Source organism: Corynebacterium pyruviciproducens ATCC BAA-1742, from assembly GCF_000411375.1.
GTDB lineage: Bacteria > Actinomycetota > Actinomycetes > Mycobacteriales > Mycobacteriaceae > Corynebacterium > Corynebacterium pyruviciproducens.
Genome location: NZ_KE150446.1, coordinates 729273 through 755011, shown reverse-complemented (window position 1 = coordinate 755011; position 25739 = coordinate 729273). Strand labels below are relative to the sequence as shown.

The window sequence follows — 25739 nt, the reverse complement described above, 5'->3', positions numbered from 1 at the left end:
TCCGTCGAGCAAGCGTTCGTTTGGTAGGCCTGCTTTTTGCAGGCCTACTTTTTGGTGGGCCTACTTTTTGCAGGCCTACTTTTAGTAGGCCGCGTTTGGTAGGCCTGCAGCGACTTTGTCTTCCTTCGGTAGTTCTACGACGGAAGGCCTACGTTCGGTCGGGCTCCGTGAGTCGGCCGGCGGTCGTTGGCCCCAGTGGGAAGGCTAGCTGTGGCGCTCACCGTTTGTGGGGTGGGAGTTCTAGCTTGACGACGCGCTGCCGCGGCCCACGTTGCCTTGTACCGGTAGTTTCGCGTCGGTGTTACACAGCTTCTTTCCGCGCCACGGTGGGGTGCGGCAAAGTCCTTCTGTGCACTGGCTTAAGATTGTCACCACTTACGTCCACGATCTTTTTAACGGAGGAGATCTCCCATGAGCTCGACGAGCGATTTTTCCACAACCGCGCCCTTGACCAGCGGTGCCGATGTCCTGGTCCTCAACGGGCCAAACCTGGACAGGCTGGGCAAGCGTCAGCCTGACATTTACGGAAGTACCACGCTTGCGGACGTGTGCACGCTCATTGACGGCGAGGCCTCCTCCCTCGGACTGACCGTGTGCCACCGCCAGTCCAACCACGAGGGACAGCTCATCGGCTGGGTGCACGCAGCAGCTGACGCGGGCATCCCCGTCATCATCAATCCCGGCGGCTTCACCCACACCTCCGTCGCGCTGCGCGACGCACTGGCGGAGGTGAGCGACGGGCGCGGGTTTGTCGAGGTCCACATTTCCAACGTCCACGCCCGCGAGGAATTTCGCCACCACAGCTTCCTTTCGCCCATAGCCAGGGGAGTAGTGGCAGGGCTCGGAGTGTTCGGCTACGTCGCGGCGCTGCAGTACATCGCCCGCGTTTGAGGGGGCCGGGGAGGAAATTACGGAGTGCTACTAACGCTAAGGGCTATCATTTAGACAAACGATTCATCCACAAGATAAAGGTGGTTTTGTTATGACTGTCTATGCAGATACCCGGTTCCAAACCCGTCGCCGTCGACTGGCGTCCACGCTTGCTGGGAAGCGCATAGACGCGATGCTCGTCACCCACCTCACTCACGTGCGTTTTCTCTCCGGCTTCTCCGGGTCAAACGGCGCAGTGCTGGTGAAGAAGGATGTCACGGCGTTGATCTCCACCGATGGTCGCTACACCACACAGGTGGGGGAGGAAGCCGCTGATCTCGAACTCATCAGCGCACGCAACTGCGGCCAGGCATTGTTGGACACTCTCGAAGGTCCGCGCAGGGTTGGCTACGAGGTGGATTACGTCACCGTCAGCGAGCTTGAAAGCCTCAAGCGTGCCTGCCCAGAGGGTGTCACCCTGGTGCCCGTTTCCGGTGTCATCGAGGAGATCCGCCTGGTCAAGGACGAGGTGTCCCTCGAGCACCTACGCAAGGTAGCGCGCATTGCCGTGGATGCATGGGAGGAACTCCTCGAGGCGGGCGAACTCACCGCTGGTAGGAAGGAAAGCGAGGTCGCCGCGGACCTCGAGTACCGGATGCGCAAGCACGGGAGCGAGCACACGTCCTTCGATACCATCGTCGCCTCGGGACTCAACTCCGCCAAGCCGCACCACGGTGCAGATGACACCGTGATCCAGGACGGCGATATCGTCACCGTAGACTTCGGCGCTCACCTGCTTGGGTTCAACTCGGATATCACTCGCACCGTCATCGTCGGGCACACAACCGACTTTTCCAAGGAGATTTACGATGTCGTTCTGCGCGCACAGCTCGCCGGCATCGAGGCCGCCACGCCCGGCACGAGGCTTGTTGACGTGGATCGCGCCTGCCGCACCATCATCGAGGATGCCGGCTATGGCGACTACTTCGTCCACTCCACAGGCCACGGCGTGGGGCTTGACGTGCACGAGGCTCCCTACGCGTCGGTCAGCGGGCAAGGGGTGCTCGAACCGGGGATGACACTCACCATTGAGCCTGGCATCTACGTTCCGGGCAAGGGTGGCGTGAGAATCGAGGATTCGCTCATCATTCGCGCCGGAGCGCCGGAAATCATCACCGATACGCCAAAGGAACTGCGCCTGGTGTAAGATTTACCCGCTAGTAAGAAGATAAGTCTTGGCGTCTCCCAGGCCCACCCAGGTTGGTGGCACTTTTGGTGCCTGCAGCGGAGTGAATAAGCGCAGGCGGGACGTGTCTATTTGATTCGAAGGAGTTCGTTCGGTGGCAACTACCGCTGATTTTAAGAACGGTCTTGTGCTCAAGCAGGACAACAAACTACTGCAGATTGTCGAGTTTCAGCATGTGAAGCCCGGCAAGGGGCCGGCTTTCGTGCGCACCAAGCTCAAGGATGTTGTCTCCGGCAAGGTGCTGGATAAGACGTTCAACGCCGGTGTCAAGGTGGAAACCGCTACCGTCGACCGTCGCGATATGACCTACCTGTACAACGACGGATCTGCGTACGTCATGATGGATGACAAGACTTACGAGCAGGTCGAGGTTTCCCCCGAGAAGATCGGCGAGCCTGCCCGCTTCCTCAAGGAGAACATGCCCGTGGAGGTTTCCTTCCACGAGGGCGAGGTGCTCTTCGCCAACCTGCCTACCTCGGTGGAGCTGGAGATCGCTCACACCGATCCGGGCCTGCAGGGCGACCGCTCCACCGGCGGCACCAAGCCTGCCGAGCTGGAGACCGGCGCCGAGATCCAGGTTCCGTTGTTCCTCGAGACCGGCAACATTGTCAAGGTTGATACGCGCGACGGCTCTTACCTCTCTCGAGTACAGAACTAAACCTTGAGCGAAGAAAACAAGCACGCGAAGCATGGCGCCCGCTACAAAGCGAGGCGCCATGCTGCGGAAATCCTGTTCGAAGCCGAGGCGCGCGATCTCGATCCCGTGGAGGTAACTCGCACCCGCGAGGAGCTGTCCGTGGGGCCCGAGCCCGTCTCGGCACCCGTGCGCCCTTACACGAAGCAGATCGTTGAAGGTGTAGCCGTCAACCTTGATCTCATCGATTTTGCCATCGAAAGGGAGCTCACGGACACGGATTGGACGTTTGACAGGCTTCCTGGAGTGGACCGTGCGGTGCTCCGCGTGGCCTCGTGGGAGCTGCTGTTCAACGGCGATGATGTGCCGAATAAGACCGCGGTGACGCAGGCTGTGGAATTGGTGAGCGAACTGTCCACCGATGATTCCCCGAGCTACGTCAACGCCGTTCTGGATGCGATGTGGAAAAACCCCGAGTCCCCGGCAGACGCGCTCGCTCGCGCGGAGGCGGAGGCCGAGGCAGAACGTCTCGCCCGCGAGCAAGAAATTGCCGAGCGCCGGGCCGAGGCCGAGCGTCGTGCAGCGGAGAACGCCGCCTTCGCCATCGAGGGACTCGACGATGTCGACGGCGAGGACATTGCCGTGACTTCGTTTGATGACGATGACGATAGCTTCGCGGTGGATGCCGACGATGCCGTGCCGTCGCAGGTGGGCGGATCCGCGTCCTTGTACGGTGGAGGCTTCTCGGAGGCCCCGGCATCTGAGCCGGAGTCCGCACCCGAGGAGATCGGCGTTGTGACAAGCCTTCCCCACACCTTCGAGTACGCTCCCAGCGTTGAGGAAGAAGGCGAGACTCCTACCGGAGGACCGGAGACCACCGAGGCACAGTCCGAGTTGGTCGGGAACAACGAACCTGAAGTTTCCACGCAAGGCGAGGAATTGGATGTCGACAAGCTAGAACCCCAGGCCCCGTCCACGGAGGACACTACCGCGGCGGCTGAGCCTAACGAGGGCGAGGGAACCGACTAGGCTCCCACACCGACATCGCTCGGTGGCGCTGTGCTTAGGCGACCTTGCCCCCAAGGGCTGTAAGCGCCACGGGCCCAAGGTTGCCCCTTTCACGGGCCGTGTACCAGGGAAAACAACCCCTGGGGCACGGCCCGTTTTCATACAAGCGAAAGTTTATTCCACCGGCTGGTACGTTCGAATTATGGCAAAATTCTCCGTACAGGATGCACTCGACCTGGCAGTAGGCCCCCACTTTTCTCTATCCAACGTCGACCCGGATTCCACACCCCACTTCGACTGGGACGAGGATGACTGGGAAGAATACTTTCACAAGTACGACGAAGAGCTGGGAGACCTGCAAGAAAAGCTCTACGCCAACTACCGGGCAAAGGTTCCCGGAACCGGCAGCATCCTCCTCGTCCTCCAGGGCATGGATACCTCCGGCAAGGGCGGGATCATCCGCCACGTGGTGAGCGTGCTGGACCCGCAAGGGGTGACACTGGCAAGCTTTGGCAAACCCACCGAGGAGGAGCTCAAGCATGATTTTCTGTGGCGGGTGGAAAAGAAGCTGCCTGAGCCCGGATTCATCGGGGTGTTTGACAGGTCACACTACGAAGACGTGCTCGTGCAGCGGGTAAACGAGATGGCGCAGGCGGAGGAAATCGAGCGCCGCTACGGGGCCATCGCGCAGTGGGAAGCGGATCTGGTGCAAAAAGGAACCCGCATCATCAAGGTGATGCTGCACATCTCCCGGGACTTCCAAGAAGAAAACCTCCTCGAGCGCATCGAGCGGGAGGATAAACACTGGAAATACAATCCGGACGACGTGACCGAGCGCGCCAAGTGGGACTCCTACATGGAGGCCTACCAGATCGCGTTGACGCGCACGTCCACGGCGACGGCCCCCTGGTACTGCATCCCCAGCGATAACAAGCCGTACGCGCGCATGGTGGTGAAATACCTGCTGCTCAACGAGCTCCGGGCGATGGACCTCACGTGGCCGGAGGCAGCCTTCGACCCGGAGGAGGAAAAGCGCCGGCTCGAGGAGTCCTAGGCTACGCGGTGCCGGCCCGGATGCCCAGCTGCTACAGGTGGCGGCGGATCTCCGAGGCCTCCCTGGCGAGGATCCCGTGAGAGGCGACAACGCCCGTGTAGGCGGTGTACAGCTGGGCTGTCAGCTGCTGGTCCGTCAGTCCGGCACCCGTGAGAATCTCGTACTCAATGCGGGCGACCGGATCGGTATCCACGTCGGTGATGAGGGCCTTGACACCGTAGATGCGGGAGTTCACGGTGTTCGCCGCGAGGTAGTCGGCCGTGAAGGTGGAATCATCTACCTCGTTGCCCGCGGGGTTGAGCCGGCGGTCGGCCCGCACGATTGTGGTGGCGGGGGAGAGCTGCACCACGAGCGTGTCAAAGCCGTTGAGGTTCACTTTCCATACCGAGGGTTGCGGCTGGTCCGGTGAGCCTTGGGCCTCGGGCATGGCGACGGGGGTGAGGGTGACATCTGCGGCGGCCGAAGCGGCGACGATGCGCTCCGGGGTTACTTCTGTGGGTTCAATCATGTCGGTCTCCAAGCAATAATTCTGGGTACGGGCGGGTGTCGGCGGTGTGACTGGCGAGGGAAAGCCTGGCTACGGTGGGGTCTACGAGGCGGGCTCGTCGTCCCAATCGACGGAGTCCGGGAAAATCTGTGCGAGCCAGTGCGCGGCGTTGCCACACTGCTCGAGCGTGGAAATGAGCCACGCTCCGAGCTGGTTGTAGGAAAGCCCGTAGGTAACGTCCGTGCCACGCCTGAGGAATACGCTCAGGGTGTCTCCCTGCCTTTCAAAGCTCATCGTGGGAAAGACCTGGGTCTCGTTGAACGTGGTGCACGCAGACAAGAGCTGGGCCGAGGCGGAGATAGGAAGCGTCCCCCGCCACACGCCGGTGGCTGTGAGCTGGTCCGAGGCGACGGTGAACTGAACGACGAGATCGGTGAACCCAACAAGGAGGTTGTCACCGCGCAGCTCCGAGCGGATTCCGTTTTCGTCGAGGATGGCGACGGCGCGCTGCGGCTCGTAGGGGGTGGGTGTGTTGGACGTCATGAGGTTATGGTCTCAGGGTTTGCGGCCCGTGACAATCGGCGGGCATAGAATGGGGGTGGAAAAATCCATGCGTTGCATGTTATACGCGGTGTTGTTTGCTCCTCACGCGCGTGGGGCGGACATCGTGGTAGCATGTGCACCTAGAAAAATTAAATACTTTTTAACTAGACATCCTTTAACGGACCGCACAGAGAGGCGGGGAAGGGGGTCACGATGAAAAACGACGGTAGTCCCGCTGAGGGCGGGGAGTCCACGGAGCTGCTCACCAGCGCCGATGTGTCTCGCACTATCGCACGCATCGCGCACCAGATTATTGAAAAAACTGCGCTCGATTCGGACGCGTCGCGCCCGGTCATTCTCTTGGGTATTCCCTCAGGTGGTGTGCCCTTGGCTCATCGGCTCGCCGAGCTGATCCAAAAATTCACCACTGTCACAGTCCCCGTCGGGACACTCGATGTCACGCTGTACCGGGACGATCTTCGCCACAAACCGCACCGCGCGCTACAGCCGACCACCATTCCTCGCGGTGGTATCGATGGTGCCGTAGTTGTGCTTGTCGACGATGTCCTGTTCTCCGGTCGCACCATCCGTGCGGCGCTCGATGCACTGCGTGACATCGGCCGCGCGGAGGAAGTCCAGCTCGCCGTCCTCGTCGACCGCGGCCACCGGCAGCTGCCCATTCGCGCCGACTACGTGGGCAAGAACATCCCCACCTCCCGCAGCGAGGACGTGGTGTGCTTGCTGGAGGAACTGGATAACAAAGACAGCGTCATTCTCATCCGCCCGGACGAGAGCGCGGAGCACACGAACAGCTCGGGCACAGATGCCAGCTCGTCCAACACGAGAGCAAGTGAACACGTACGGGATTAACTCAAGGGAGAAAAATATCGTGAACCTCGTAATCACCAACGTCCGCCCCTACGGTGAGGGCGACCCCACCACCGTCACGGTCGAGGACGGTATCATCACCGCGATCGGCGGCCGCGCTGCAAGCGCGGTGGCAAGCAAGGCACAGTCAAGCGACAACGTGCAGGTAGTTGACGGCAACGGTGGGGTTCTCCTACCCGGGCTCGTCGATATTCACGTGCACCTCCGCGAGCCGGGGCGTGAGCACACCGAGACAATCGAAACCGGCTCGCGGGCTGCCGCTCGTGGCGGCTTCACCGCGGTCATGGCCATGGCCAACACACAGCCGGTGGATGATAACCCGATTATCGCCGAGTCGATCTACCTCAAGGGCAAAGAGTACGGGCTCGTAGATGTCCACCCCATCGGTTCCATCACCAAGGGGCTCGAGGGCACCACACTCACCGAGTTCGGGCTGATGAAGAACAGCCTCGCCCACGTCACCATGTTCTCGGATGACGGCAAGTGCGTGGCCAATTCGCAGATTATGCGGCGCGCACTCGAGTACGCGGCAGGCCAGGACGTGCTGCTCGCCCAGCACTGCGAGGACCCGCTGCTCACCGAGGGCGCCTGCGCCCACGAGGGCGAGGTAGCCGGCAAGCTCGGGTTGCGCGGCTGGCCACGGGCAGCAGAGGAATCCATCGTCGCCCGCGATATGCTGCTCACCCGGGATTACGGTGGCCGTCTCCACCTGTGCCACCTGTCCACCACGGCCTCCGCCGATTTGGTTAAGTGGGGCAAGGAGCAGGGCATCAACGTTACCGCCGAGGTCACCCCGCACCACCTGCTGCTCACAGATGACCTGCTGGTCAACTACGAGGGTATCTACAAGGTCAATCCCCCGTTGCGCGAGAAGAAGGATACGCAGTCACTGCGCCAGGCGCTTCTCGACGGCACCATCGACGTCGTCGCCACCGACCACGCTCCTCACGCCGCCGAAGACAAGTGCGTGGAGATCCAGAACGCACGGCCCGGCATGCTGGGGCTGGAAACCTCGCTGGCGATCGTCGCGGAAATCTTCGTCCGCTCCGGCCTGGCGGACTGGCGGTTTGTGGCTAAGGTGATGAGCGAGCGTCCGGCCGAGATCGTGCGCCTCAAGGACCAGGGTCGCCCGATCGCCGTGGGGGAGCCGGCGAACCTCACCATCGTCGATCCGGATCACACGTGGATCGCCCGCGGCGAAGAGATGGCCTCCAAGGCATCCAACACCCCGTACGAGGGGATGGAGTTCCATTCCCGCGTCACACACACCATTTTGCGTGGCAAGGTCACGCACAACCTGGCAATAGTAGAGGGAAGCTCGAAATAGATGCAGAACAACAAGTCGAAAGTGGCTCACATGGTGCACACGCCAGCAATTCTTGTGCTTGCCGACGGGCGGGGCTTCCGTGGCGTCGGGTTCGGCGCGACGGGTCGCACGCTTGGTGAGGCCGTGTTCACCACGGCAATGACCGGTTACCAGGAGACGATGAGCGACCCCTCATACCATAAGCAGATCGTCACCCTCACGGCACCGATGATTGGCAATACCGGCTATAACGATGAAGACTGGGAATCCCACGGCGACAAGATCTGGGTAGCTGGCCTCGTTATCCGCGACCTGGCCGTGCACCACTCCAACTGGCGCGCCAACCAGTCACTCGAAGAGGCAATGGAAAAGCAAGGCATCATCGGCATCCGTGGCGTGGACACCCGCGCCCTCGTGCGGCACCTGCGCAACCACGGTTCCATCGCCGCCGGCATCTTCTCCGGCGAGGAAGCTCTCAGGGACACACAGGAGCTCGTCGACATCGTCAACGGCCAGCCCTCCATGGAGGGAGCAGACCTCGCCGCTGAGGCGGGCACGAAGGAAGCGTACGTGGTGGAACCGACCGGGTTGAGCCCGGAGGAAGCCGACAAGGCACCGACGGTTGTCGCCTACGACATGGGTATCAAGTCGGCCACGCCAAAGAATATGGCGGCGCGTGGCCTGCGCGTCTACGTGGTCCCGGCTAACACGCCCTACGAGGAGATCAAGAAGTATTCTCCGGATGGTGTGTTTGTCTCTAACGGTCCGGGTGACCCCGCTACGGCCGACACCATGGTGGGGATCGTCCGCGAGATCCTCGCGGACGGGGTGCCGTTCTTTGGCATTTGTTTTGGCAATCAGATTCTCGGCCGTGCACTGGGGCTCAAGACCTACAAGATGAAGTTCGGCCACCGCGGCATCAATGTGCCCGTCAAGAACCTCATCACCGGCAAGATCGATATCACGAGCCAAAACCACGGTTTCGCCCTCGAAGGCACTCCGGGGGAGAGCTTTGCCACTGATTTCGGCCCCGCCAAGGTCACTCACGTGTGCCTCAACGACAACACCGTCGAGGGCGTGGCGCTGGACAACGGCCTCGCCTTTTCCGTGCAGTACCACCCCGAGTCCGCAGCTGGCCCCAACGATGCTAACCAGCTGTTCGACCAGTTTGTGCAGCTTATCAAGGACGGTCCGGGGGTAGGGCCGTACCTGCCGCTGGCGCCGTTTACACGCAGCGCTTCGAGCCTCATTGACACCGACAACGATAAGAAGGGCGACAAGTAACAATGCCAAAGCGCACTGATCTTCACCACGTCATGGTCATCGGCTCCGGCCCGATCGTTATCGGTCAAGCCTGTGAGTTTGACTACTCGGGAACGCAGGCGTGCCGCGTGCTTCGCAAGGAGGGACTGCGCGTCACCCTGGTGAACTCCAACCCAGCGACGATCATGACGGACACGGACTTCGCCGATCACACGTACGTGGAGCCCATTAAGCCCGAATTCATTGACAAGATCCTGGCCAAGGAAATGGAGCAGGGCCGCCCCGTCGATGCTGTCTTGGCAACGCTCGGCGGTCAGACCGCCCTCAACGCTGCCATCCAAATGGATCGGCAGGGGATCCTCAAGAAATACAACGTGTCCCTCATCGGCGCGGATATCGATGCCATCGAGCGTGGCGAGGATCGCCAGAAATTCAAGGACATCGTGGAGAAAGTAGGCGGGGAGTCCGCCCGCTCCCGTGTCTGCCACAACATGGACGAGGTGCATGAGACCGTCAAGGAGCTCGGTCTCCCCGTCGTCGTTCGTCCCTCGTTCACTATGGGTGGCCTGGGCTCCGGGCTCGCCTACACTTACGAGGATCTCGACCGCATCGCCGGCGGCGGACTGGCTGCCTCCCCGGAGGCCAACGTGCTCATCGAGGAATCGATCCTCGGGTGGAAGGAATACGAGCTCGAGCTCATGCGCGACGGCGCAGACAACGGCGTTGTTATCTGCTCTATCGAGAACGTCGATGCGCTCGGTGTTCACACGGGTGACTCCGTCACCGTGGCTCCGGCTCTTACGCTGACCGATAAGGAGTACCAGCGCCTGCGTGACCTCGGCCTTGCGATCATCCGTGAAGTCGGCGTTGATACCGGTGGCTGTAACATCCAGTTCGCTGTGAACCCCGACAACGGCCGTGTCATCGTCATCGAGATGAACCCGCGCGTGTCCCGTTCCTCCGCGTTGGCTTCCAAGGCTACCGGGTTCCCCATCGCCAAGATCGCCGCGCTGTTGGCTATCGGCTACAACCTCGACGAAATCACCAACGACATCACGGGCGAGACCCCGGCTGCCTTTGAACCAACCCTGGACTACGTGGTGGTCAAGGCCCCGCGGTTTGCTTTTGAGAAGTTCACGGGCGCCGATGACACGCTCACCACCACGATGAAGTCCGTCGGTGAGGCGATGAGCCTCGGGCGCAATTACATTTCCGCACTGAACAAGGTCATGCGCTCCCTGGAGACCAAGAAGTCCGGGTTCTGGACTGTTCCGGATTCTGCTATTGCCGGCGATCAGTGCACCGATAAGGATGCTGTGCTCGAGCTCACCAAGCGTCCCACGGACGGGCGCATGTACCAGGTGGAGCTCGCCCTACGCCTGGGAGCCACGGTGGAGGAGCTCCACGAGGCAAGCGGTATCGATCCGTGGTTCCTCGCCGAGCTTCAGGGGCTGGAGGAGTTCCGCTCCCAGCTGCTTGAGGCCCCGACGCTGACGGAGGGGCTCCTGCGTCACGCTAAGTACTACGGGCTTTCCGACGCTCAAATCGCCACCCTGCGCCCGGAGATCGCGGGTGAGGAGGGCGTGCGCCGCCTGCGCTGGTCGCTCGGCATCCGCCCCGTGTACAAGACGGTGGACACCTGTGCCGCCGAGTTCGAGGCCAAGACCCCGTACCACTACTCGGCCTACGAGCTCGATCCCGCCGCCGAATCGGAGGTGACAAAGCAGGAAGACAAGCCAAAGGTCATCATCTTGGGCTCCGGCCCGAACCGCATCGGCCAGGGCATCGAGTTTGACTACTCCTGCGTCCACGCGACGATGGAGATGTCCCGCGTGGGCTACGAAACGGTGATGGTGAACTGCAACCCGGAGACCGTGTCCACGGACTATGACACCGCCGATAGGCTGTACTTCGAGCCCCTCACGTTCGAGGATGTCATGGAGGTCTTCCATGCTGAGAGCGAGTCGGGCACCGTTGCGGGTGTCATCGTGCAGCTCGGCGGGCAAACACCGCTGGGGCTCGCGCAGAAGCTGCGTGACGCTGGTGTCCCCGTCGTGGGCACCACCCCGGAGGCCATTAACCTGGCCGAAGATCGTGGCGAGTTCGGTGGCGTGCTCAAGCGCGGCAACCTGCCCGCCCCGGCTTTCGGCACCGCAACAAGCTTTGATGAGGCTAAGGCCGTGGCGGAGGGCATCGGTTACCCGGTTCTCGTTCGCCCTTCGTACGTGCTCGGCGGCCGCGGCATGGAGATCGTGTACGACGAGGACAGTCTGCACGATTACATTTCCCGCGCCACGGAGATCACGAGCGACCACCCGGTCCTTGTGGATCGGTTCCTGGACAACGCGATTGAGATTGACGTGGATGCGTTGTGCGATGGCGAGAACGTGTACGTCGGCGGCGTGATGGAGCACATCGAGGAGGCCGGCGTTCACTCCGGCGACTCGTCGTGCGCCCTGCCCCCGATGACGCTTGGCTATGAGGATCTCGCAGCCGTGCGGAGGTCGACGGAGGCTCTCGCACACGGCATCGGCGTCAAGGGCCTGATGAACGTCCAGTACGCGCTCAAAGACGACGTTTTGTACGTGATCGAGGCCAACCCGCGCGCTTCGCGCACCGTACCTTTCGTGTCCAAGGCAACGGGAGTTCCGCTGGCCAAGGCCGCGGCCCGGATCATGATGGGTGCAACCATTGCGGAGCTGCAGGAGGAAGGGATGATCCCCACGTCCTACGATGGCGCGTCGCTGCCGCTGGATTCGCCGATCGCAGTTAAGGAGGCTGTCCTGCCATTCAACCGCTTCCGCGCCCCGGACGGTAGTGTGCTGGACACGATCCTTGGCCCGGAGATGAAGTCCACGGGCGAGGTCATGGGCTTGGCGGATAGCTTCGGCGCCGCCTACGCCAAGGGTGAGCTCGCGGTATCGGGCAAGCTGCCCACTGAGGGCACCATCTTTGTCTCCGTGGCAAACCGTGACAAGCGCACCCTCATATTCCCCATTCAGGAACTGGAGGCAATGGGCTTTAAGCTGTTGGCCACGTCCGGCACTGCTCAGATGCTGCGCCGTAATGGTGTGGAGTGCGAGACGGTACACAAGGTCTCCGAGGTCGCTGGAAAGAAGGATGCAGGTGACGCATCTGAGAACCCGGTTCAATCCATCACGGACCGCATCTATGCCGGTGACGTGGACCTCATCCTCAACACGCCGGCGGGTTCCTCAGGTGCACGGCACGATGGCTACGAGATCCGCGCCGCCGCTGTTGCCACGAACACGCCGTTGGTGACCACCGTGCAGGGCATCACTGCTGCAGTCCAGGGGATCGAGGCCTTGCGCAAGGGCGGCCTGACGGTACGAGCCCTGCAGGAGCTCGATCAGTCGGTAAAATAAGCGCTGGGCGTGCTTGCCCTGCGTGAGATGCGACGAAACCCCCGCAGGGCAAGCAGCCGACGCCGTTGCTCATGCCCGGGACGCTATCCGGATGTCGCCCGGCGGCCTGATAGGTGGCCTAGGCTGCCGCCAGCCACAGCAGCTTAGAATCTTGCGGAACGGAGAGTGCACGTGTGGGCTCGGCGACTGGGAATATTTCGGTCCCTGGGTACCCCGATGTATCCGCGCCCCAGGCACGCCTGTAGCCCAAGCTCCTCCGCATTTTCAACGCCAACATGCTTCCGTGGCCTCGTCATCTGAGGAGCTTGTAACTGGGTACGTGGCTAGCTCCCGCACCCGGGAGCTTAGGCATAGTGGAAACCTGGCTGTTCCACATCCAAACTGGGTGCGAGTGACGGGAAAAAGGCAAGCGAAGGCAACCGACAAGCCAAAGGCATGCGACAGTTCACGTATGGTGACCCACGTAATCACCGTGGCACCTGAAGCACCAGGGGTGGTAGAAAGTGACGGTGGCGGCCGCACGCACGGCTGGCCAGGAAGGCCACACACTGAGTGGCAAACCCCGCGTGCGGAAACTGTGACGAGAATTCCGCCGGTGACGCGACAGGTAGTGGCTTGTCCACGGAGAGCGCCCCATACCAGCAGATAAGCGCCGCGGCCGACAATGCGATCGAGGTAGGTAACCGTTTTATTGTGCTCGAACGGGGGAGGAGCACCAGGGAATAAGAATCTCCGGAGTAGAACCAAAGAATCTACGATGTTGCCTAACACGAGAGTTTCGTGAAGACACACTGACAGGCTGCGCGCACGCCAGCCACTGTAAAGCTAGAAGAATCTTGAAAAGAAAAGTGGAATTGTTAAATGGATAGTTTTGGTAAGCACCTAATGGAAGTATCGCAGCGCACTAATAGGCTCTGCGTGGGGATTGATCCGCACCCGTATCTGCTGGAAGAATGGGGCGTAGACTTGCGGGAATTCTCGCAGATTTGTGTGGAAGCATTCGCTGGACGGGTGGCCATGGTCAAACCGCAGGTGGCATTCTATGAAGCGGAGGGGGCACGCGGGTTCAGTATTCTCGAGGAGACGATAGGCCGACTCCGGGAGGCCGGGACCCTCGTTCTCGCAGACGCAAAACGTGGCGATATCGGCTCCACTATGGCTGCCTATTCACGCGCGTGGCTCGGCCAGGGCGCGCCGCTCGAGGTAGACGCAGTCACCCTGAGCCCGTACCTGGGAGTGGGCTCCCTGACGCCAGCTTTCGACCTCGCAGCTGAGAATGGCAAGGGTGTCTTCGTTCTCGGTGCTACGTCGAACCCGGAGGCCTCCACTGTGCAAGGTTGCGTGACCAGCGATGGCGTCACGCTTGCTGAGGATGTCATTGGGAGAGTCGACGCTTTGAACAAGAAGCACTTTGCGGGCGAGGATCTAGGTAGCTTCGGTGTGGTCTTCGGTGCAACGGTCACCCTCGACGCGAATATCGGTGCTTTCACCGGACCGGTCCTGCTACCAGGAGTTGGTGCTCAGGGAGCAACAGTGGAGGATGTGAACCGGCTCATGCGAGGCAACGTGGACAGAGCTTTCCCGAATATTTCGCGAGCACTGCTTTCCCATGGTCCCAACGTTGCTGAACTGCAAAAAGAGTGTGATTCCCTGGCAGGAAGTCTCTCCTGAGCTCGTGCTGCAGCGCCTTTTTGGCGGGGTTATTCGTGGTGCTTTTGCGTTGTGCCTGTACACTTGCGCCTTGTGCCCGCGAAAAGGTGGTAAACTTCATTGCAGTTTCGACAGCCCTTCGCAGGTCAACCACATGTGGTTTCGTGGACCGCTTCGAAATTTACGTGGTAGGCTATGGCAAACACGGTTGGTTTATACCCTGAGGGTATAGACTTGCTCATAGTATTTACCGAGAAAAACTTTTGAGATTTGGAGGAACTCCTCATGGCCCTTCCCAAGTTGACGGATGAACAGCGCAAGGCAGCCCTCGCCAAGGCCGCTGAGGCCCGTAAAGCTCGTGCAACGATGAAGGAAAACCTTAAGCGCGGCAAGATCACCCTCAAGGAGGTGCTGGACAAGGCCGGTTCTGACGAGATCGTCGGCAAGACCAAGGTCTCCGCACTGCTCGAGGCAATGCCGAAGGTTGGCAAAGTGAAGGCACGCGAGATCATGGAGGAGCTTGAGATCGCTCAGACCCGTCGCCTTCGTGGTCTTGGTGAGCGTCAGCGCCGCGCGCTTCTCGACCGTTTCGGATACGGCGAGGAGTAATACTCTTTCATGACTGACCAGAATCGTCAGGGGCGACTCGTTGTTCTAGCCGGCCCCTCGGCGGTGGGAAAGTCCACCGTAGTCAGTCGTCTCCGTGAAGTAGTTCCCAACCTTTACTTTTCCGTCTCGATGACGACGCGTTCGCCACGTCCGGGGGAAGTGAATGGTCGGGATTACTTTTTTGTTACCCCTGAAGAATTCCAGGAACACATAGACAACGGTGAAATGCTCGAGTGGGCGGATATTCACGGTGGCCTTCAGCGTTCGGGGACCCCGAGGCAACCCGTCGTCAACGCGGTTAACGCGGGACGGCCGGTGCTCGTAGAGGTCGACCTGGCAGGGGCGCGCTCCATTCGCCAGTCAACCCCGGATGCGACCCATGTGTTTCTTGCTCCGCCGAGCTGGGACGACCTGGTTGAACGTCTCAAGGGGCGTGGCACGGAAACCGACGATGTCGTGCAGCGACGTCTCGAGACCGCACGCACCGAATTGGCTGCTCAAGATGAGTTTGACATCGTGGTAGTAAACAGGGATGTCGAAGAGGCAGTGTCCGAATTGGCGGACATCCTCCTCGGATAAGGGCAAACTGCCGTCCGAGTCACTTTGGGTAAGTGCACGTGATGCACTACAATGGCAACGATGGCGACATGGACGCTGATCGCGGCATATGTAATTGCACGCGATCAGTCCAGTCAGCCGAGGTACCACGTCGGGTATCCGTCGGTGAATAACAGCTAAAGGAATTGTGGAGATTACGTGGTGACTGATAAAGAAGAGAACAAGACAGTTTTCGATCCGCCAACCGGAATCACGGATCCGCCTATTGACGAGCTCTTGGAGAAGGTTTCTTCCAAGTACGCTCTTGCTATTTTCGCAGCGAAGCGCGCACGGCAGATCAACAGCTACAACCGGGAGAAGGGTGAAAGCGTCTTCGAGTACGTCGGGCCGCTCGTGCCCCCGGAGAAGGGTGAGAAGCCTCTCTCCATCGCGCTCCGCGAGATTAACCAGGGTCTTTTGGATCACGAGGAAGGCTAACTTCGTCGCTGACCCGGTTTGGTAAAACCCACTGCACTGGTGCAGTGGGTTTTTCGTTGGGCGCAGTAGTGTACGGGCTGGTACACGGGGTCGACATGTGCGACGGGGGAGCAAACTGCGAGCCTGGTGCCCCGAATGTTGGAAGTAGCGGTCACACCGTTACGGGGTGCGCTCCCGACCACTGGGCCACTGACGGTGGCAGTGCGTAGTTTCCTGGCGAATCCGGACTGTCGCTACTCGTTTGCGGTGGACTGGACCAGCGTTGTGGTGTGCTACCTGCCTGTGCATGCCGCGGTGGACGTGGGCAGGCGGGCAAAGCCAACCCCGACGGGGTCGAAACAGTATTCTAGGTATATCACGTGAGCGGACCGGAGGCCGGGAAGCTCACCCCGCTGAGCGAGATAGGCCCGGCGATGCCGTAGAACATCGCCGGAGCGCTTTTCGCTCAAGATCGAAAGGTTTTTCTGTGCCGTCTTCTGCCACTGAGCGTACGGAGTCACGAGGAGATTCCACGCGGAAGAAAATTGTCGTCGGGGTCACCGGTGGCATTGCCGCGTACAAGGCGTGCCAGGTGATTAGGGATTTTACAAAGCGTGGCGCCGATGTCACAGTTGTGCCAACTCCGAACGCCCTACACTTCGTGGGCTCAGCCACGTTTGAGGCTCTCAGTGGCAACCCGGTGACGACGAGTGTGTTTGAGCACGTCGACGAGGTCCGCCACGTAGAACTGGGGCAAGACGCAGACCTCGTTGTGATCGTCCCGGCGACGGCTGACTTCATCTCCCGCCTCGCCCACGGCCGCGCGGATGATCTCCTCACGGCGACGTGCTTGGTAGCAACCTGCCCCGTGGTGGTGGCGCCTGCAATGCACACGGAGATGTGGAAAAACGAGGCCGTCCAGCGCAACATATCTTTGTTACGCGAGGATGGCCTATGCGTCATCGAGCCCGCCATCGGTAGGCTCACCGGTCCAGATTCGGGAGCTGGCCGTCTCCCAGATCCACGGCAGATCGTCGATCTTGCACTTGCCCGTCTCGATGGCGTGACGTTCCATCGAAACCTGGCAGGAATTCGGCTCCTTGTCAGCGCCGGGGGGACGCGTGAGGATCTCGATCCGGTGCGGTTCATTGGCAATAGATCGTCTGGTAAACAGGGCTTCGCCCTCGCAGAGATCGCGGCCCAACGGGGCGCACAGGTCACGGTCGTTGCTGCAGCAACCGATGAACTCCCGGATCCGCTCACGGCAACCATGGTTCACGTACGCTCAGCGCACCAGTTGAAAGAGGCGATGGAAGAGTACCTGCCCGGCATGGACGTAGTCATCATGGCGGCCGCGGTTGCAGATTATCGCCCCGCGAACGAGTCCGATACCAAGGTGAAAAAGGGCTCGAAGGGTGAGGAATCGTTGCAGACCCTCTCCATGGTGGAAAACCCAGACATTCTAAAGGAGCTGGTGGCGCACCACGATCACCAGATCATGGTGGGGTTTGCTGCGGAAACCGGGGATGAAAGCCACACGCCGCTGGAACACGGGCTGGCAAAGGCGAAGCGCAAGGGGTGCGATTTCCTCATGTGTAATGAGGTTGGACGGGACAAAACCTTTGGCGCGGATTCCAACGGTGGCTGGCTCATCGCCAAGGACGGCACCTATCAGGAGCTCCCGGCCGCCTCGAAGTACGTGGTGGCGGGGGAGATTCTCGACGCTGTTGCGCAGCTCGTGCCACGCCACTTGCAAGTCTAGACCGCTTGGTCTAATTTAATGGTTGGTTATTGTGTCAGCGGCTGCGGGAGTTCGCGGGCACAGAATGAACATTATCGAAAACCTTTGAGAATATATCCGCCGAAGGAAGAAACGAGTAACAGGTGAGACTTTTTACCAGTGAGTCAGTAACGGAGGGGCATCCGGACAAGATTTGTGATGCCATCTCCGATACGATCCTTGATGCGATGCTTCGCGAGGACTCTCATTCCCGTGTCGCCGTGGAGACCGTAGTTACTACAGGCCTGGTGCACGTCGTGGGAGAGGTTCGCACCGAGGGATACGTCGAGATCCCGCAGCTGGTGCGCGAGAAGCTCAAGGAGATCGGCTTTACCTCCTCCGAGGTCGGCTTCGACGGGACCACCTGCGGTGTCACAGTGGCTATCGGTGAGCAGTCGAAGGAGATCGGCGACGGCGTCGATACCTCCCACGAGGCCCGTTCCGGCGTCGTCGAGGATGACCTTGACCAGAGCGGCGCGGGCGATCAGGGGCTCATGTTTGGCTACGCCACCAACGAGACCCCGGAGCTCATGCCACTGCCCATCGCCCTGGCACACCGCCTCGCGCGGCGGCTGACGTTGGTGCGCAAGGCGGGCATCGTCCCGCACCTGCGCCCGGACGGCAAGACCCAGGTGACGTTCGCCTACGAGGAGGACGGGGCGACCCCCAAGTACCTCGACACCGTGGTTATCTCCACCCAGCATGACCCGGAGATCACCCAGGAGTGGCTCGCCGATCAGATGCGTGAGCACGTGATTAAGCCTGTCATCGCGGAGATGAACCTAGAGAACCTCATCACCGACGAGCTGACGGTACTCATCAACCCCTCGGGTTCGTTCACCGTCGGTGGTCCGATGGGGGATGCCGGGCTGACCGGGCGTAAGATCATCGTCGATACCTACGGTGGCATGGCCCGCCACGGCGGTGGCGCGTTCTCCGGCAAGGATCCGTCCAAGGTAGACCGCTCGGGTGCCTACGCCATGCGCTGGGTGGCTAAGAACATCGTGGCGGCCGACCTCGCCGACCGCGTCGAGGTGCAGGTTGCCTACGCTATCGGTCGCGCGCACCCGGTGGGTTTGTACGTGGAGACCTTTGGCACCGCCAAGCACGGGTTGACCAACGACCTCATCCAGGGCGCTGTGTCCAAGGTGTTCGACCTGCGCCCCGCCGCGATTATCCGGGACCTCGATCTGCTCCGCCCGATTTACGCGCAGACCGCGGCGTACGGCCACTTCGGTCGCACGGATATTGACCTTCCGTGGGAGCACACGAATAAGGTCGATGAACTTCGCACGGCCCTGCTAACATAGCTAACCATGCCAGTAGCCCGCGTCCCCGCCTCTCAACAGCCGGTGGCGCGGGTTTTGCCGTTGCTAGGGCTTCCGCACCTGGACAGGCTTTTTGATTACTACGTTCCGGAGGCTTTCAATTCTTTGGTACTCGTCGGCTGTCGGGTCCGGGTTCGCTTTTCTGGGAGGCTTGTCGACGCCATCGTGTACGGCCGATCTTCGACGAGCTCGCATGGTGGTCGGTTGAGCTTTATCGACCGGGTGATCTCCCCGGCGCCGGTGCTCACGCCCGCCATCGCTCAGGCAGTGGAAATGCTTGCTGATCGCTACGCGGGAATTCGGTCAGATATCGTGCGCCAGGCGATTCCCAACCGCCACGCGGGCGCAGAGAAGGCGGATTTCTCGGCCCCGTGGGAAGATTTGGGCGCCGTGACCGAGCCGGATCTCTCCGGATGGACAAGCTACAGGTACGGCCCGTCGTTTGTGGACGCTGTACTCTCCCGGGTTCGCCCCGCGGCCCGGTCCGCGGAGATCCGCACGTGGCTCACCATGTCGCGCGACGAGTCGCTGCAGCGCCAGCGCGTGGCCAAACCGCGAGGCGAAGATAATGAGGCCACCACAACGGGGGCCGAAGACGATGGGCAGGCGGCCGAGACGACGGACGGGAAGCACGGCCGCCCCGTACTCAGCCTGGTGCAACAGGATACCGCCGCGAGCGCCACGGCGCGGATTCCTGCGTCGGAAGGAAAGCGTAAGAAGTCCAAGTCCGGTAAGCGTCGCGCCCCCGATTCCTGGAAACACAAACAGCACGCACCGTTGAACTCCGCAGTGCCCGCGCCACCCAAGGAGCCGTGGGAGACGGAGACCACAAGCATCCTCGCCGAGCACCAGACCAAGACGACCACTGGTGACTTTGCTGAGTCCTTCAGCCACGGGGAGCAAGCATGGGCAGGTCAGGGGAGTAAGCCCGCCGACACGGACGAAAGAGAGCCCAACGTCCCCGCGAATCAGGAAGATATCACTGCCGTTCAGACGAGAACACCCGCCGCACAGGCGGGACCAGAATCGCTAGAGGTCGGGGACCGTCGTGAGGCGGACAGGGACCGTCCCGAGGGGGTCGGGGACCGTCGTGAGGCGGACAGGGACCGTCCCCGTCGTGAGGCGGACGGGAACCGCGTCGAGGAGGATGCTGATCCAGGCGCTGCTGCTGCTTCCAGCGAGCGAGCAGCCGCTGTGCCGCGGGCAGCTTGGCAACTCCTGCCCGGCGAAAAGTGGGAGGAGCTTATAGCAGCCCTGGCAGCAAAGGTCGCCATCGACGGCGGCGGAGTTCTCATCGTCGTGCCCGATGCCCGAGACGTCGCCCGGGTGGAAACCGAACTGCGTGCATTCGTGGCCGCCAAGCAGTGCACCACGCTGGAAGCCTCACTCGGCCACCAGGCCCGGTACCGCAGGTTTCTTTCCATCCTGTCCGGGCAATCCCGCATCGTCGTAGGCACCCGCTCCGCGGCGTACGCACCGGTGGAAAACCTCAGCCTCATCGTCTGCATGTTTGACTCGGACGATTCCCTCGTCGATCCTCGGGCACCCTATTGCCACGCTCGCGAGGTGCTCACAACGCGCTCGACTATCGAAGGAGCGGCGCTCGTCATCGGTGGCTTCACCCGCACGGCTGAGGTCGAGCTGTTTGTAGAGACCAGGTGGATGCACCCGCTCGAAGCCCCGCAACCGGTTCTTGAGCAAAAGCGTCCCAGGATCTCAGCCGTGGGGGAGTCGAGCCTCGCCTACACGCACGATCCGCACGCCGCCTACGCGCGCATTCCGTCGCGGGCGTTCAGCGTGGTCCGCGAGGCCCTGGGTAAACACCTGCCTGTCCTCGTTTCCGTACCGCGTGCCGGCTACATTCCCACGCTCGCCTGCCAGGACTGCCGCGCGCCGGCGCGGTGCCGGTATTGCAACGGCCCGCTTCGTCTCAACCAGGCAGATGCCATTGCCCCTCCGTACTGCGGGTGGTGTGGCAGGCCCGCGGCGAATCACCACTGCCTGGAGTGCGGTTCGACGCGGTTGCGCGCCGTGGTGCGGGGCAGTGACCGGACAGCGGAAGAGCTTGGCCGGGCGTTCATCAACGTGCCAGTAGTGAGCTCGTCCAGCGACCACATCATCGACACGGTCGATTCCGAACCCCGCATCGTTGTTGCCACCCCGGGTGCGGAGCCACGTGCGGAGGACGGTTTCGGGGCCGCCATCATCCTGGACACGTGGGCGGTGTTGTCCCGGGCGGACCTGCGCGCCCACGAGGAGGCGTTGACGCAATGGGCAGAGACTGCCTCACGGGTGCGCGCGGACGGGCATGTAGTAGTCATGGCGGAGCCGACGCTCGCCGTGGTGAGGTATTTCCTTCAGTGGAACATGCCTGGTGCGGCGTACCACGAGCTGGCCTCGCGGTCAGAGGTACGGTTTCCCCCGACGGTGCATATGGCAGCCATCGACGGGCCGATGGATACCATCTCCGAGTTCCTCGACCACGTCGAGCTTCCTCCCGGAGCGGAGATTCTGGGGCCCGTCGACCTACCAGTGGGGGTGCGGATGCCCGCCGAGTACGACACCGCCCAGTGGGGCGTTCCCCAGCGTGTCCTCATCCGCAGCGCGCTCGGCCCGCGTGCTGAGCTGGGCGGTGCGCTGCGCAAGGCCCGGGCCCTCAATGCAGCGATGGCCAACCGCACGAGGATGCGGATCCAAGTGGATCCCCTCCACATCGGCTAGCGGAACGGACCGTGAGACGGCAGGGAAAGGGAACACCGGGGCGTCGACAAGTCCAAAACAGCGCTCCAGGAACGCCGAGGCACATAAAAGAGCAGAGATGCGGGGGACAGTCGCGCCACTGTGCTCACCGGATAGCTGCCAATTCCCCGTCTCGTAATAGGATGGACTGCGCACATGCTCGGTGTATGGTGGCACGGGTACACTTCAACGGAAACTAATGCTAGTGCGGTCACACGCCGTGGTACCGGTCACGTGCACACGCGATGTACGTGCCAGGACGGAACAAGAAGAGAGTAGAGGACGAATGCTGAGGAAAATACGGCTCATGGGCGATCCCGTGCTTGTCTCGGAAGCACAGCCAGTAGAGGAGGTCACAGCCTCTACCAAAGCCTTGATTGAAGACATGCTGGAGACCATGGATTCCGCAGGAGGCGTGGGACTCGCAGCCAACCAAGTAGGCGTTCTCCAGAGAGTTTTCGTGTACGACTGCCCAGTCAACGATGAAGACCCCGACCCGAACCGAGAGTACAAGCGCGGCGCTATCGTCAACCCCGTGTGGGAGGCCATCGGGGACGAAAAGCAGCTCGGGCAGGAAGGCTGCCTCTCCATCCCCGACGTGTACGCGGACACGGAACGTTACCAGTTCGTTCGCGTCACCGGCTTCGACGAAAATGGCGATAAGGTGGACTTTGAAGCAAAGGGCCTGCTCGCCCGCTGCATCCAGCACGAAACGGATCACCTGGACGGTGTGCTGTTTATCAAGCGCCTGACCCGGGAACGCCGCAAGGAGGCGATGCGGGAAATCCGCAACTCCGAGTGGTTCATGAACAATAACTAGGTCCGCCCTGGTCAAAGGAATAAAGCCTGACGCGTGGAACGGTGGCTCGAGGTGCCAACGCCGACGTGTAAGGATGTAGGCCACCTGAGCCATCGAGGAAGAAAAGAGGAAAGCGCGAAATGAGGATTCTGTTCGCAGGAACCCCCGAGCCCGCAGTGGCAACATTGGAGCGTCTCATCGCTTCCGATCACGAGGTGATCGGCGTAGTGACGAGGCCCGATGCCCGCAGGGGGAGGGGATGCACCCTCCATCCCTCGCCTGTTGCGGCGTGCGCCGACAAGCACGGCCTGACGGTGTACAAGCCGGAGACCCTGCGCGGCAACGAGGAATTCGCCGAGCTGCTCGCTGAGCTCGCTCCCGACTGCATGCCCGTCATCGCCTACGGTAACCTCATCCCCCGTGAGCTGCTCACTATCCCCCTCTACGGTTTTATCAATGTCCACTACTCGCTTCTTCCCCGGTGGCGTGGCGCCTCGCCAGTCCAGGCCGCCATCGCAGCGGGTGACAAGGAGACGGGGGCGACGATTTTCCGGATCGACGAAGGCCTCGATACCGGCCCCATCCTGTCCACGCTCACCACCCCGATCAAGGATTCTGATACAGCGGATGATTTGCTCACCCGTCTGGCCTACGCCGGGGCGGATCTCCTGGTTGAGACCCTGGACAAGCTCGAAGCCGGGGACATCACCTCCAAGGAGCAGAAGGGGGACGCATCCTACGCGCACAAGCTGACGAAGCAAGCCGCACAGGTGGATTGGACGGGTGACGCGCGGGTGATTGACCAGCGCATCCGTGCATTCACTCCGGCTCCGGGTGCGTGGACGCTGTGGAACGAGGACAAGGTCAAGCTGGGACCGGTGACCCCGCTTCCGTGCAGCACGCTGCCCAACTCCTCGCTGCCGCTTGCTTCTGAGGTCAAGCTCGGGCCCGGGGAAGTACGGATTGACAAGAACGACGTCTTTGTGGGGACCGGCACGGTTCCCGTGCGCCTGTCAACGGTGCAGGCACCGGGGAAGAAAATGATGGACGCCGCCGCCTGGGGCAGGGGCATCCATGATCACGACGGCATTGTGTGGAAGTAGAACGGATAATAACGCTATGAGTGGTGGATTTAGGTCTCGCAGTTCCAAGGGTGATCCCACCCCGGAAACCAACCGCGGCAATCGTCACGACGCGCCCCGCGAGGGTGCCGGCGACCGACGGGATGAGAGGCAGCGCGGCGACCGTCGGGAGCGAAACTACGGCGCGGAACGAACCTCGCGGGAAGCAGGCGATCGTCCCGCTCACGGAGCACGAAGTGATGGTGGGGACAGCTCGGCACAGCGGCGCATCAGCGTTGGCGGTGGGCACCAGCGCGCGTCGCGAGATAGCCGGGACTCCTGGGATCGCCACACGGGCCAGGGGGAGAACCGCACGCGTCGTGGCGACCGCTCCGAACGGGGCAGCCGCGGTGACCGCACCGGCGGTGGGTTTCGTAACACTGGCCGTGGCAAGGGAGGCGGCTTCGACCGTCGGAACAACCAGCGAGGTGGCCGTTCACGCGAGGACAACCACCGAAATGAGGCCCCACAGGTCGACCTGCCACGGCTGACAGCACTCTCAGCGATTGGAGCAGTGTTCAACGACGGCGCGTTTGGCAACATCGCCCTGCCGCGCGAAATCACAGAGGCAGGACTAACCGGGAGGGACGCTGCTTTTGCCACCGAGATTGGCTACGGCACCATGCGCTTGGTTGGCGTGCTCGACGAGATTATCGGCACGTGCTCTTCCCGTGAACTGGGCAAACTCGACCCCATCGTACTCAACGCACTGCGCATGGGCGCCTACCAGCTGCTCTACACCCGTGTGGAGGACCATGCCGCCGTGGATACATCGGTGCGCCTCGTGCCGCAGAAGGTCAAGGGTTTTGTCAACGCCATTTTGCGCCAGATTCAAAAGAAGTCCCGCGAAGAATGGGTGGCGAGCCTGGCACCTGACTCCGAGATCGGTGCCATCGCCTTTGAGAGCGGACATCCCGAGTGGATTGCCCGCAGCTACGAGGCCACGCTGGAATCTCCAAGCGGCGCGCCAGTCGCTGCAAACGAGGTCGATAGCGTCACTTCCGCAGCTGCTCTTTCCGTTGACACCATCGCCGCTGATGCTGCATCGGAGGTCGACGTAGATTCCGCAGCTGACACTGACCCGGCAGGGACTGAAGCAGCCACCGCTGCGGAGGCGTCTCACGATGACAGTAAGCACGAAAGGGAATTTGCCGAGCTAAGGAAGGCGTTGGAGGCCGACTCCCAGCGCCCCATCGTGCACCTTGCAGCCAAACCGGGGGAGATCTCCGCGGACGAGCTTGCCCTCATCACCGGCGGTGAAGTGGGGAAGTACTCGCCCTACGCGGTATACCTCGACGGTGGTAACCCTGCGCACATCGAACCGGTCCGCGAACGGCTTGCCTTTGTGCAAGATGAGGGCTCGCAGCTCATCGGCCGTGTGCTTGTCACCGCCCCGGTGGACGATGACCAGGGTCGCTGGCTCGACCTATGTGCCGGGCCCGGTGGGAAGGCCACAATGATCGGTTCCTTAGCTGCAATCGATGAGGCAGAAGTGACGGCGGTGGAGGTTGCGCCCCATCGCGCCGACCTCATCCGCTCGGCAACCGAAGGGCTGCCTGTCACGGTTGTTGTCGGTGACGGGCGCACCGTCGAGGTTGGTTCGGGGTTTGATCGGGTGCTTGTCGACGCCCCGTGTTCCGGCCTTGGCTCGCTTCGGCGCCGCCAGGAATCCCGGTGGACCAAGGACGAGGCTGACATCGAGGGGCTTACGCAGCTGCAGTACGAGCTCCTGGCTGCCGGGGTGGAGAGGGCGAAGGCCGGCGGAATCATCGTGTACTCGACGTGCTCGCCGGATCTGCGGGAGACACGGGCGATCGTTGATAAGGCGCTAGCTAACCTTCCCGTGGAGGAGCTTGATGCGCACCCCCTCGTCGCACCCATGACGAATGTGGGAACGGAGAAGTCCGTGCAGATGTGGACCTACCGCCACGGCACCGACTCGATGTTCTTTGCGGTGCTGCGTAAGCAGGGGTAATGACCTGTTCCGGGAAGCAGCGTGTTGTGGCTAGTATTG

Annotated in this window: 21 protein-coding genes; 19 read left to right on the top strand and 2 right to left on the bottom strand. The window is 61.7% G+C overall.

From position 1 onward, the window contains the following. The first annotated feature begins 411 nt into the window (after window positions 1–411). The 5 genes from aroQ (at window position 412) to HMPREF1219_RS03245 (ending at window position 4812) form a co-directional block, all read left to right on the top strand. Window positions 412–891 carry a type II 3-dehydroquinate dehydratase gene (gene aroQ, locus HMPREF1219_RS03265; protein WP_016457594.1) on the top strand — a complete coding sequence of 160 codons (480 nt, stop codon included), beginning with the start codon at window positions 412–414 and terminating at the stop codon, window positions 889–891. A 91-nt stretch (window positions 892–982) separates the two neighbouring features. Further along, the gene (locus HMPREF1219_RS03260) at window positions 983–2077 is read left to right on the top strand and encodes an aminopeptidase P family protein (RefSeq protein WP_016457593.1); all 1095 of its coding nucleotides are present in this window, start codon (window positions 983–985) and stop codon (window positions 2075–2077) included. A gap of 133 nt (window positions 2078–2210) precedes the next feature. Continuing rightward, window positions 2211–2774, top strand: coding sequence for an elongation factor P (efp, locus tag HMPREF1219_RS03255; protein ID WP_016457592.1), 564 nt, complete (start codon window positions 2211–2213; stop codon window positions 2772–2774). 3 nt (window positions 2775–2777) lie between these two features. After that, a complete protein-coding gene (gene nusB, locus HMPREF1219_RS03250; RefSeq protein WP_016457591.1) occupies window positions 2778–3779 on the top strand; it encodes a transcription antitermination factor NusB in 1002 nt (333 codons plus the stop codon). A 181-nt stretch (window positions 3780–3960) separates the two neighbouring features. After that, window positions 3961–4812, top strand: a complete 852-nt coding sequence (locus HMPREF1219_RS03245; protein ID WP_016457590.1) for a PPK2 family polyphosphate kinase — start codon at window positions 3961–3963, stop codon at window positions 4810–4812. Between the two features lie 31 nt (window positions 4813–4843). On the opposite strand, the gene HMPREF1219_RS03240 is transcribed toward HMPREF1219_RS03245, so the two are convergent. Then, window positions 4844–5320, bottom strand: coding sequence for a YbjN domain-containing protein (locus tag HMPREF1219_RS03240; protein WP_016457589.1), 477 nt, complete (start codon window positions 5318–5320; stop codon window positions 4844–4846). A gap of 81 nt (window positions 5321–5401) precedes the next feature. Then, on the bottom strand, window positions 5402–5842 hold the full coding sequence (locus HMPREF1219_RS03235; protein WP_016457588.1) for a YbjN domain-containing protein: 441 nt from the start codon (window positions 5840–5842) through the stop codon (window positions 5402–5404). Between the two features lie 213 nt (window positions 5843–6055). On the opposite strand from HMPREF1219_RS03235, the gene pyrR reads away from it, so the two are divergent. The 14 genes from pyrR to HMPREF1219_RS03160 all read left to right on the top strand — a co-directional run bounded on the left by pyrR (window position 6056) and on the right by HMPREF1219_RS03160 (window position 25700). Continuing rightward, the gene (pyrR, locus tag HMPREF1219_RS03230; RefSeq protein ID WP_016457587.1) at window positions 6056–6712 is read left to right on the top strand and encodes a bifunctional pyr operon transcriptional regulator/uracil phosphoribosyltransferase PyrR; all 657 of its coding nucleotides are present in this window, start codon (window positions 6056–6058) and stop codon (window positions 6710–6712) included. Further along, window positions 6666–8057 carry a dihydroorotase gene (locus HMPREF1219_RS03225; protein WP_084594637.1) on the top strand — a complete coding sequence of 464 codons (1392 nt, stop codon included), beginning with the start codon at window positions 6666–6668 and terminating at the stop codon, window positions 8055–8057. Before pyrR ends, HMPREF1219_RS03225 begins: the two co-directional genes overlap by 47 nt. Beyond that, on the top strand, window positions 8058–9320 hold the full coding sequence (carA, locus tag HMPREF1219_RS03220) for a glutamine-hydrolyzing carbamoyl-phosphate synthase small subunit (protein WP_016457585.1): 1263 nt from the start codon (window positions 8058–8060) through the stop codon (window positions 9318–9320). Window positions 9321–9322: 2 nt separating this feature from the next. Beyond that, window positions 9323–12685 (top strand): carbamoyl-phosphate synthase large subunit, encoded by a 3363-nt coding sequence (gene carB, locus HMPREF1219_RS03215; RefSeq protein ID WP_016457584.1) that lies wholly within the window; start codon window positions 9323–9325, stop codon window positions 12683–12685. A gap of 861 nt (window positions 12686–13546) precedes the next feature. Then, window positions 13547–14356 (top strand): orotidine-5'-phosphate decarboxylase, encoded by an 810-nt coding sequence (gene pyrF / locus HMPREF1219_RS03210; RefSeq protein ID WP_016457582.1) that lies wholly within the window; start codon window positions 13547–13549, stop codon window positions 14354–14356. A 264-nt stretch (window positions 14357–14620) separates the two neighbouring features. Continuing rightward, on the top strand, window positions 14621–14944 hold the full coding sequence (gene mihF, locus HMPREF1219_RS03205; RefSeq protein ID WP_016457581.1) for an integration host factor, actinobacterial type: 324 nt from the start codon (window positions 14621–14623) through the stop codon (window positions 14942–14944). A 9-nt stretch (window positions 14945–14953) separates the two neighbouring features. Next, complete coding sequence (gmk, locus tag HMPREF1219_RS03200; RefSeq protein WP_016457580.1) at window positions 14954–15523, top strand: guanylate kinase; 570 nt, start codon at window positions 14954–14956, stop codon at window positions 15521–15523. A 177-nt stretch (window positions 15524–15700) separates the two neighbouring features. After that, window positions 15701–15979, top strand: coding sequence for a DNA-directed RNA polymerase subunit omega (gene rpoZ, locus HMPREF1219_RS03195; RefSeq protein WP_016457579.1), 279 nt, complete (start codon window positions 15701–15703; stop codon window positions 15977–15979). A 466-nt stretch (window positions 15980–16445) separates the two neighbouring features. Continuing rightward, window positions 16446–17720, top strand: coding sequence for a bifunctional phosphopantothenoylcysteine decarboxylase/phosphopantothenate--cysteine ligase CoaBC (gene coaBC / locus HMPREF1219_RS03190; protein ID WP_016457578.1), 1275 nt, complete (start codon window positions 16446–16448; stop codon window positions 17718–17720). A gap of 122 nt (window positions 17721–17842) precedes the next feature. Further along, a complete protein-coding gene (metK, locus tag HMPREF1219_RS03185) occupies window positions 17843–19048 on the top strand; it encodes a methionine adenosyltransferase (RefSeq protein ID WP_016457577.1) in 1206 nt (401 codons plus the stop codon). 6 nt (window positions 19049–19054) lie between these two features. Beyond that, window positions 19055–21787, top strand: coding sequence for a primosomal protein N' family DNA-binding protein (locus HMPREF1219_RS03180; RefSeq protein WP_016457576.1), 2733 nt, complete (start codon window positions 19055–19057; stop codon window positions 21785–21787). Window positions 21788–22091: 304 nt separating this feature from the next. Continuing rightward, a complete protein-coding gene (gene def, locus HMPREF1219_RS03175; RefSeq protein WP_016457575.1) occupies window positions 22092–22625 on the top strand; it encodes a peptide deformylase in 534 nt (177 codons plus the stop codon). A gap of 119 nt (window positions 22626–22744) precedes the next feature. Further along, window positions 22745–23707 carry a methionyl-tRNA formyltransferase gene (fmt, locus tag HMPREF1219_RS03170; RefSeq protein ID WP_016457574.1) on the top strand — a complete coding sequence of 321 codons (963 nt, stop codon included), beginning with the start codon at window positions 22745–22747 and terminating at the stop codon, window positions 23705–23707. A 532-nt stretch (window positions 23708–24239) separates the two neighbouring features. Further along, window positions 24240–25700: an RsmB/NOP family class I SAM-dependent RNA methyltransferase gene (locus HMPREF1219_RS03160; protein WP_040426825.1), complete on the top strand. Its 1461-nt coding sequence runs from the start codon at window positions 24240–24242 to the stop codon at window positions 25698–25700. The last annotated feature ends 39 nt before the right edge of the window (window positions 25701–25739 follow it).

Excerpts from the sequence above, each read along its gene's own strand:
- HMPREF1219_RS03180 (WP_016457576.1), top strand. The coding sequence starts at position 19,055 with ATGCCAGTAGCCCGCGTCCCCGCCTCTCAACAGCCGGTGGCGCGGGTT.
- gmk (WP_016457580.1), top strand. The coding sequence starts at position 14,954 with ATGACTGACCAGAATCGTCAGGGGCGACTCGTTGTTCTAGCCGGCCCC.
- carA (WP_016457585.1), top strand. The coding sequence starts at position 8,058 with ATGCAGAACAACAAGTCGAAAGTGGCTCACATGGTGCACACGCCAGCA.
- pyrR (WP_016457587.1), top strand. The coding sequence starts at position 6,056 with ATGAAAAACGACGGTAGTCCCGCTGAGGGCGGGGAGTCCACGGAGCTG.
- HMPREF1219_RS03235 (WP_016457588.1), bottom strand. The coding sequence starts at position 5,842 with ATGACGTCCAACACACCCACCCCCTACGAGCCGCAGCGCGCCGTCGCC.
- fmt (WP_016457574.1), top strand. The coding sequence starts at position 22,745 with ATGAGGATTCTGTTCGCAGGAACCCCCGAGCCCGCAGTGGCAACATTG.
- HMPREF1219_RS03240 (WP_016457589.1), bottom strand. The coding sequence starts at position 5,320 with ATGATTGAACCCACAGAAGTAACCCCGGAGCGCATCGTCGCCGCTTCG.
- aroQ (WP_016457594.1), top strand. The coding sequence starts at position 412 with ATGAGCTCGACGAGCGATTTTTCCACAACCGCGCCCTTGACCAGCGGT.
- def (WP_016457575.1), top strand. The coding sequence starts at position 22,092 with ATGCTGAGGAAAATACGGCTCATGGGCGATCCCGTGCTTGTCTCGGAA.
- pyrF (WP_016457582.1), top strand. The coding sequence starts at position 13,547 with ATGGATAGTTTTGGTAAGCACCTAATGGAAGTATCGCAGCGCACTAAT.
- mihF (WP_016457581.1), top strand. The coding sequence starts at position 14,621 with ATGGCCCTTCCCAAGTTGACGGATGAACAGCGCAAGGCAGCCCTCGCC.
- HMPREF1219_RS03260 (WP_016457593.1), top strand. The coding sequence starts at position 983 with ATGACTGTCTATGCAGATACCCGGTTCCAAACCCGTCGCCGTCGACTG.
- carB (WP_016457584.1), top strand. The coding sequence starts at position 9,323 with ATGCCAAAGCGCACTGATCTTCACCACGTCATGGTCATCGGCTCCGGC.
- HMPREF1219_RS03245 (WP_016457590.1), top strand. The coding sequence starts at position 3,961 with ATGGCAAAATTCTCCGTACAGGATGCACTCGACCTGGCAGTAGGCCCC.
- HMPREF1219_RS03225 (WP_084594637.1), top strand. The coding sequence starts at position 6,666 with ATGCCAGCTCGTCCAACACGAGAGCAAGTGAACACGTACGGGATTAAC.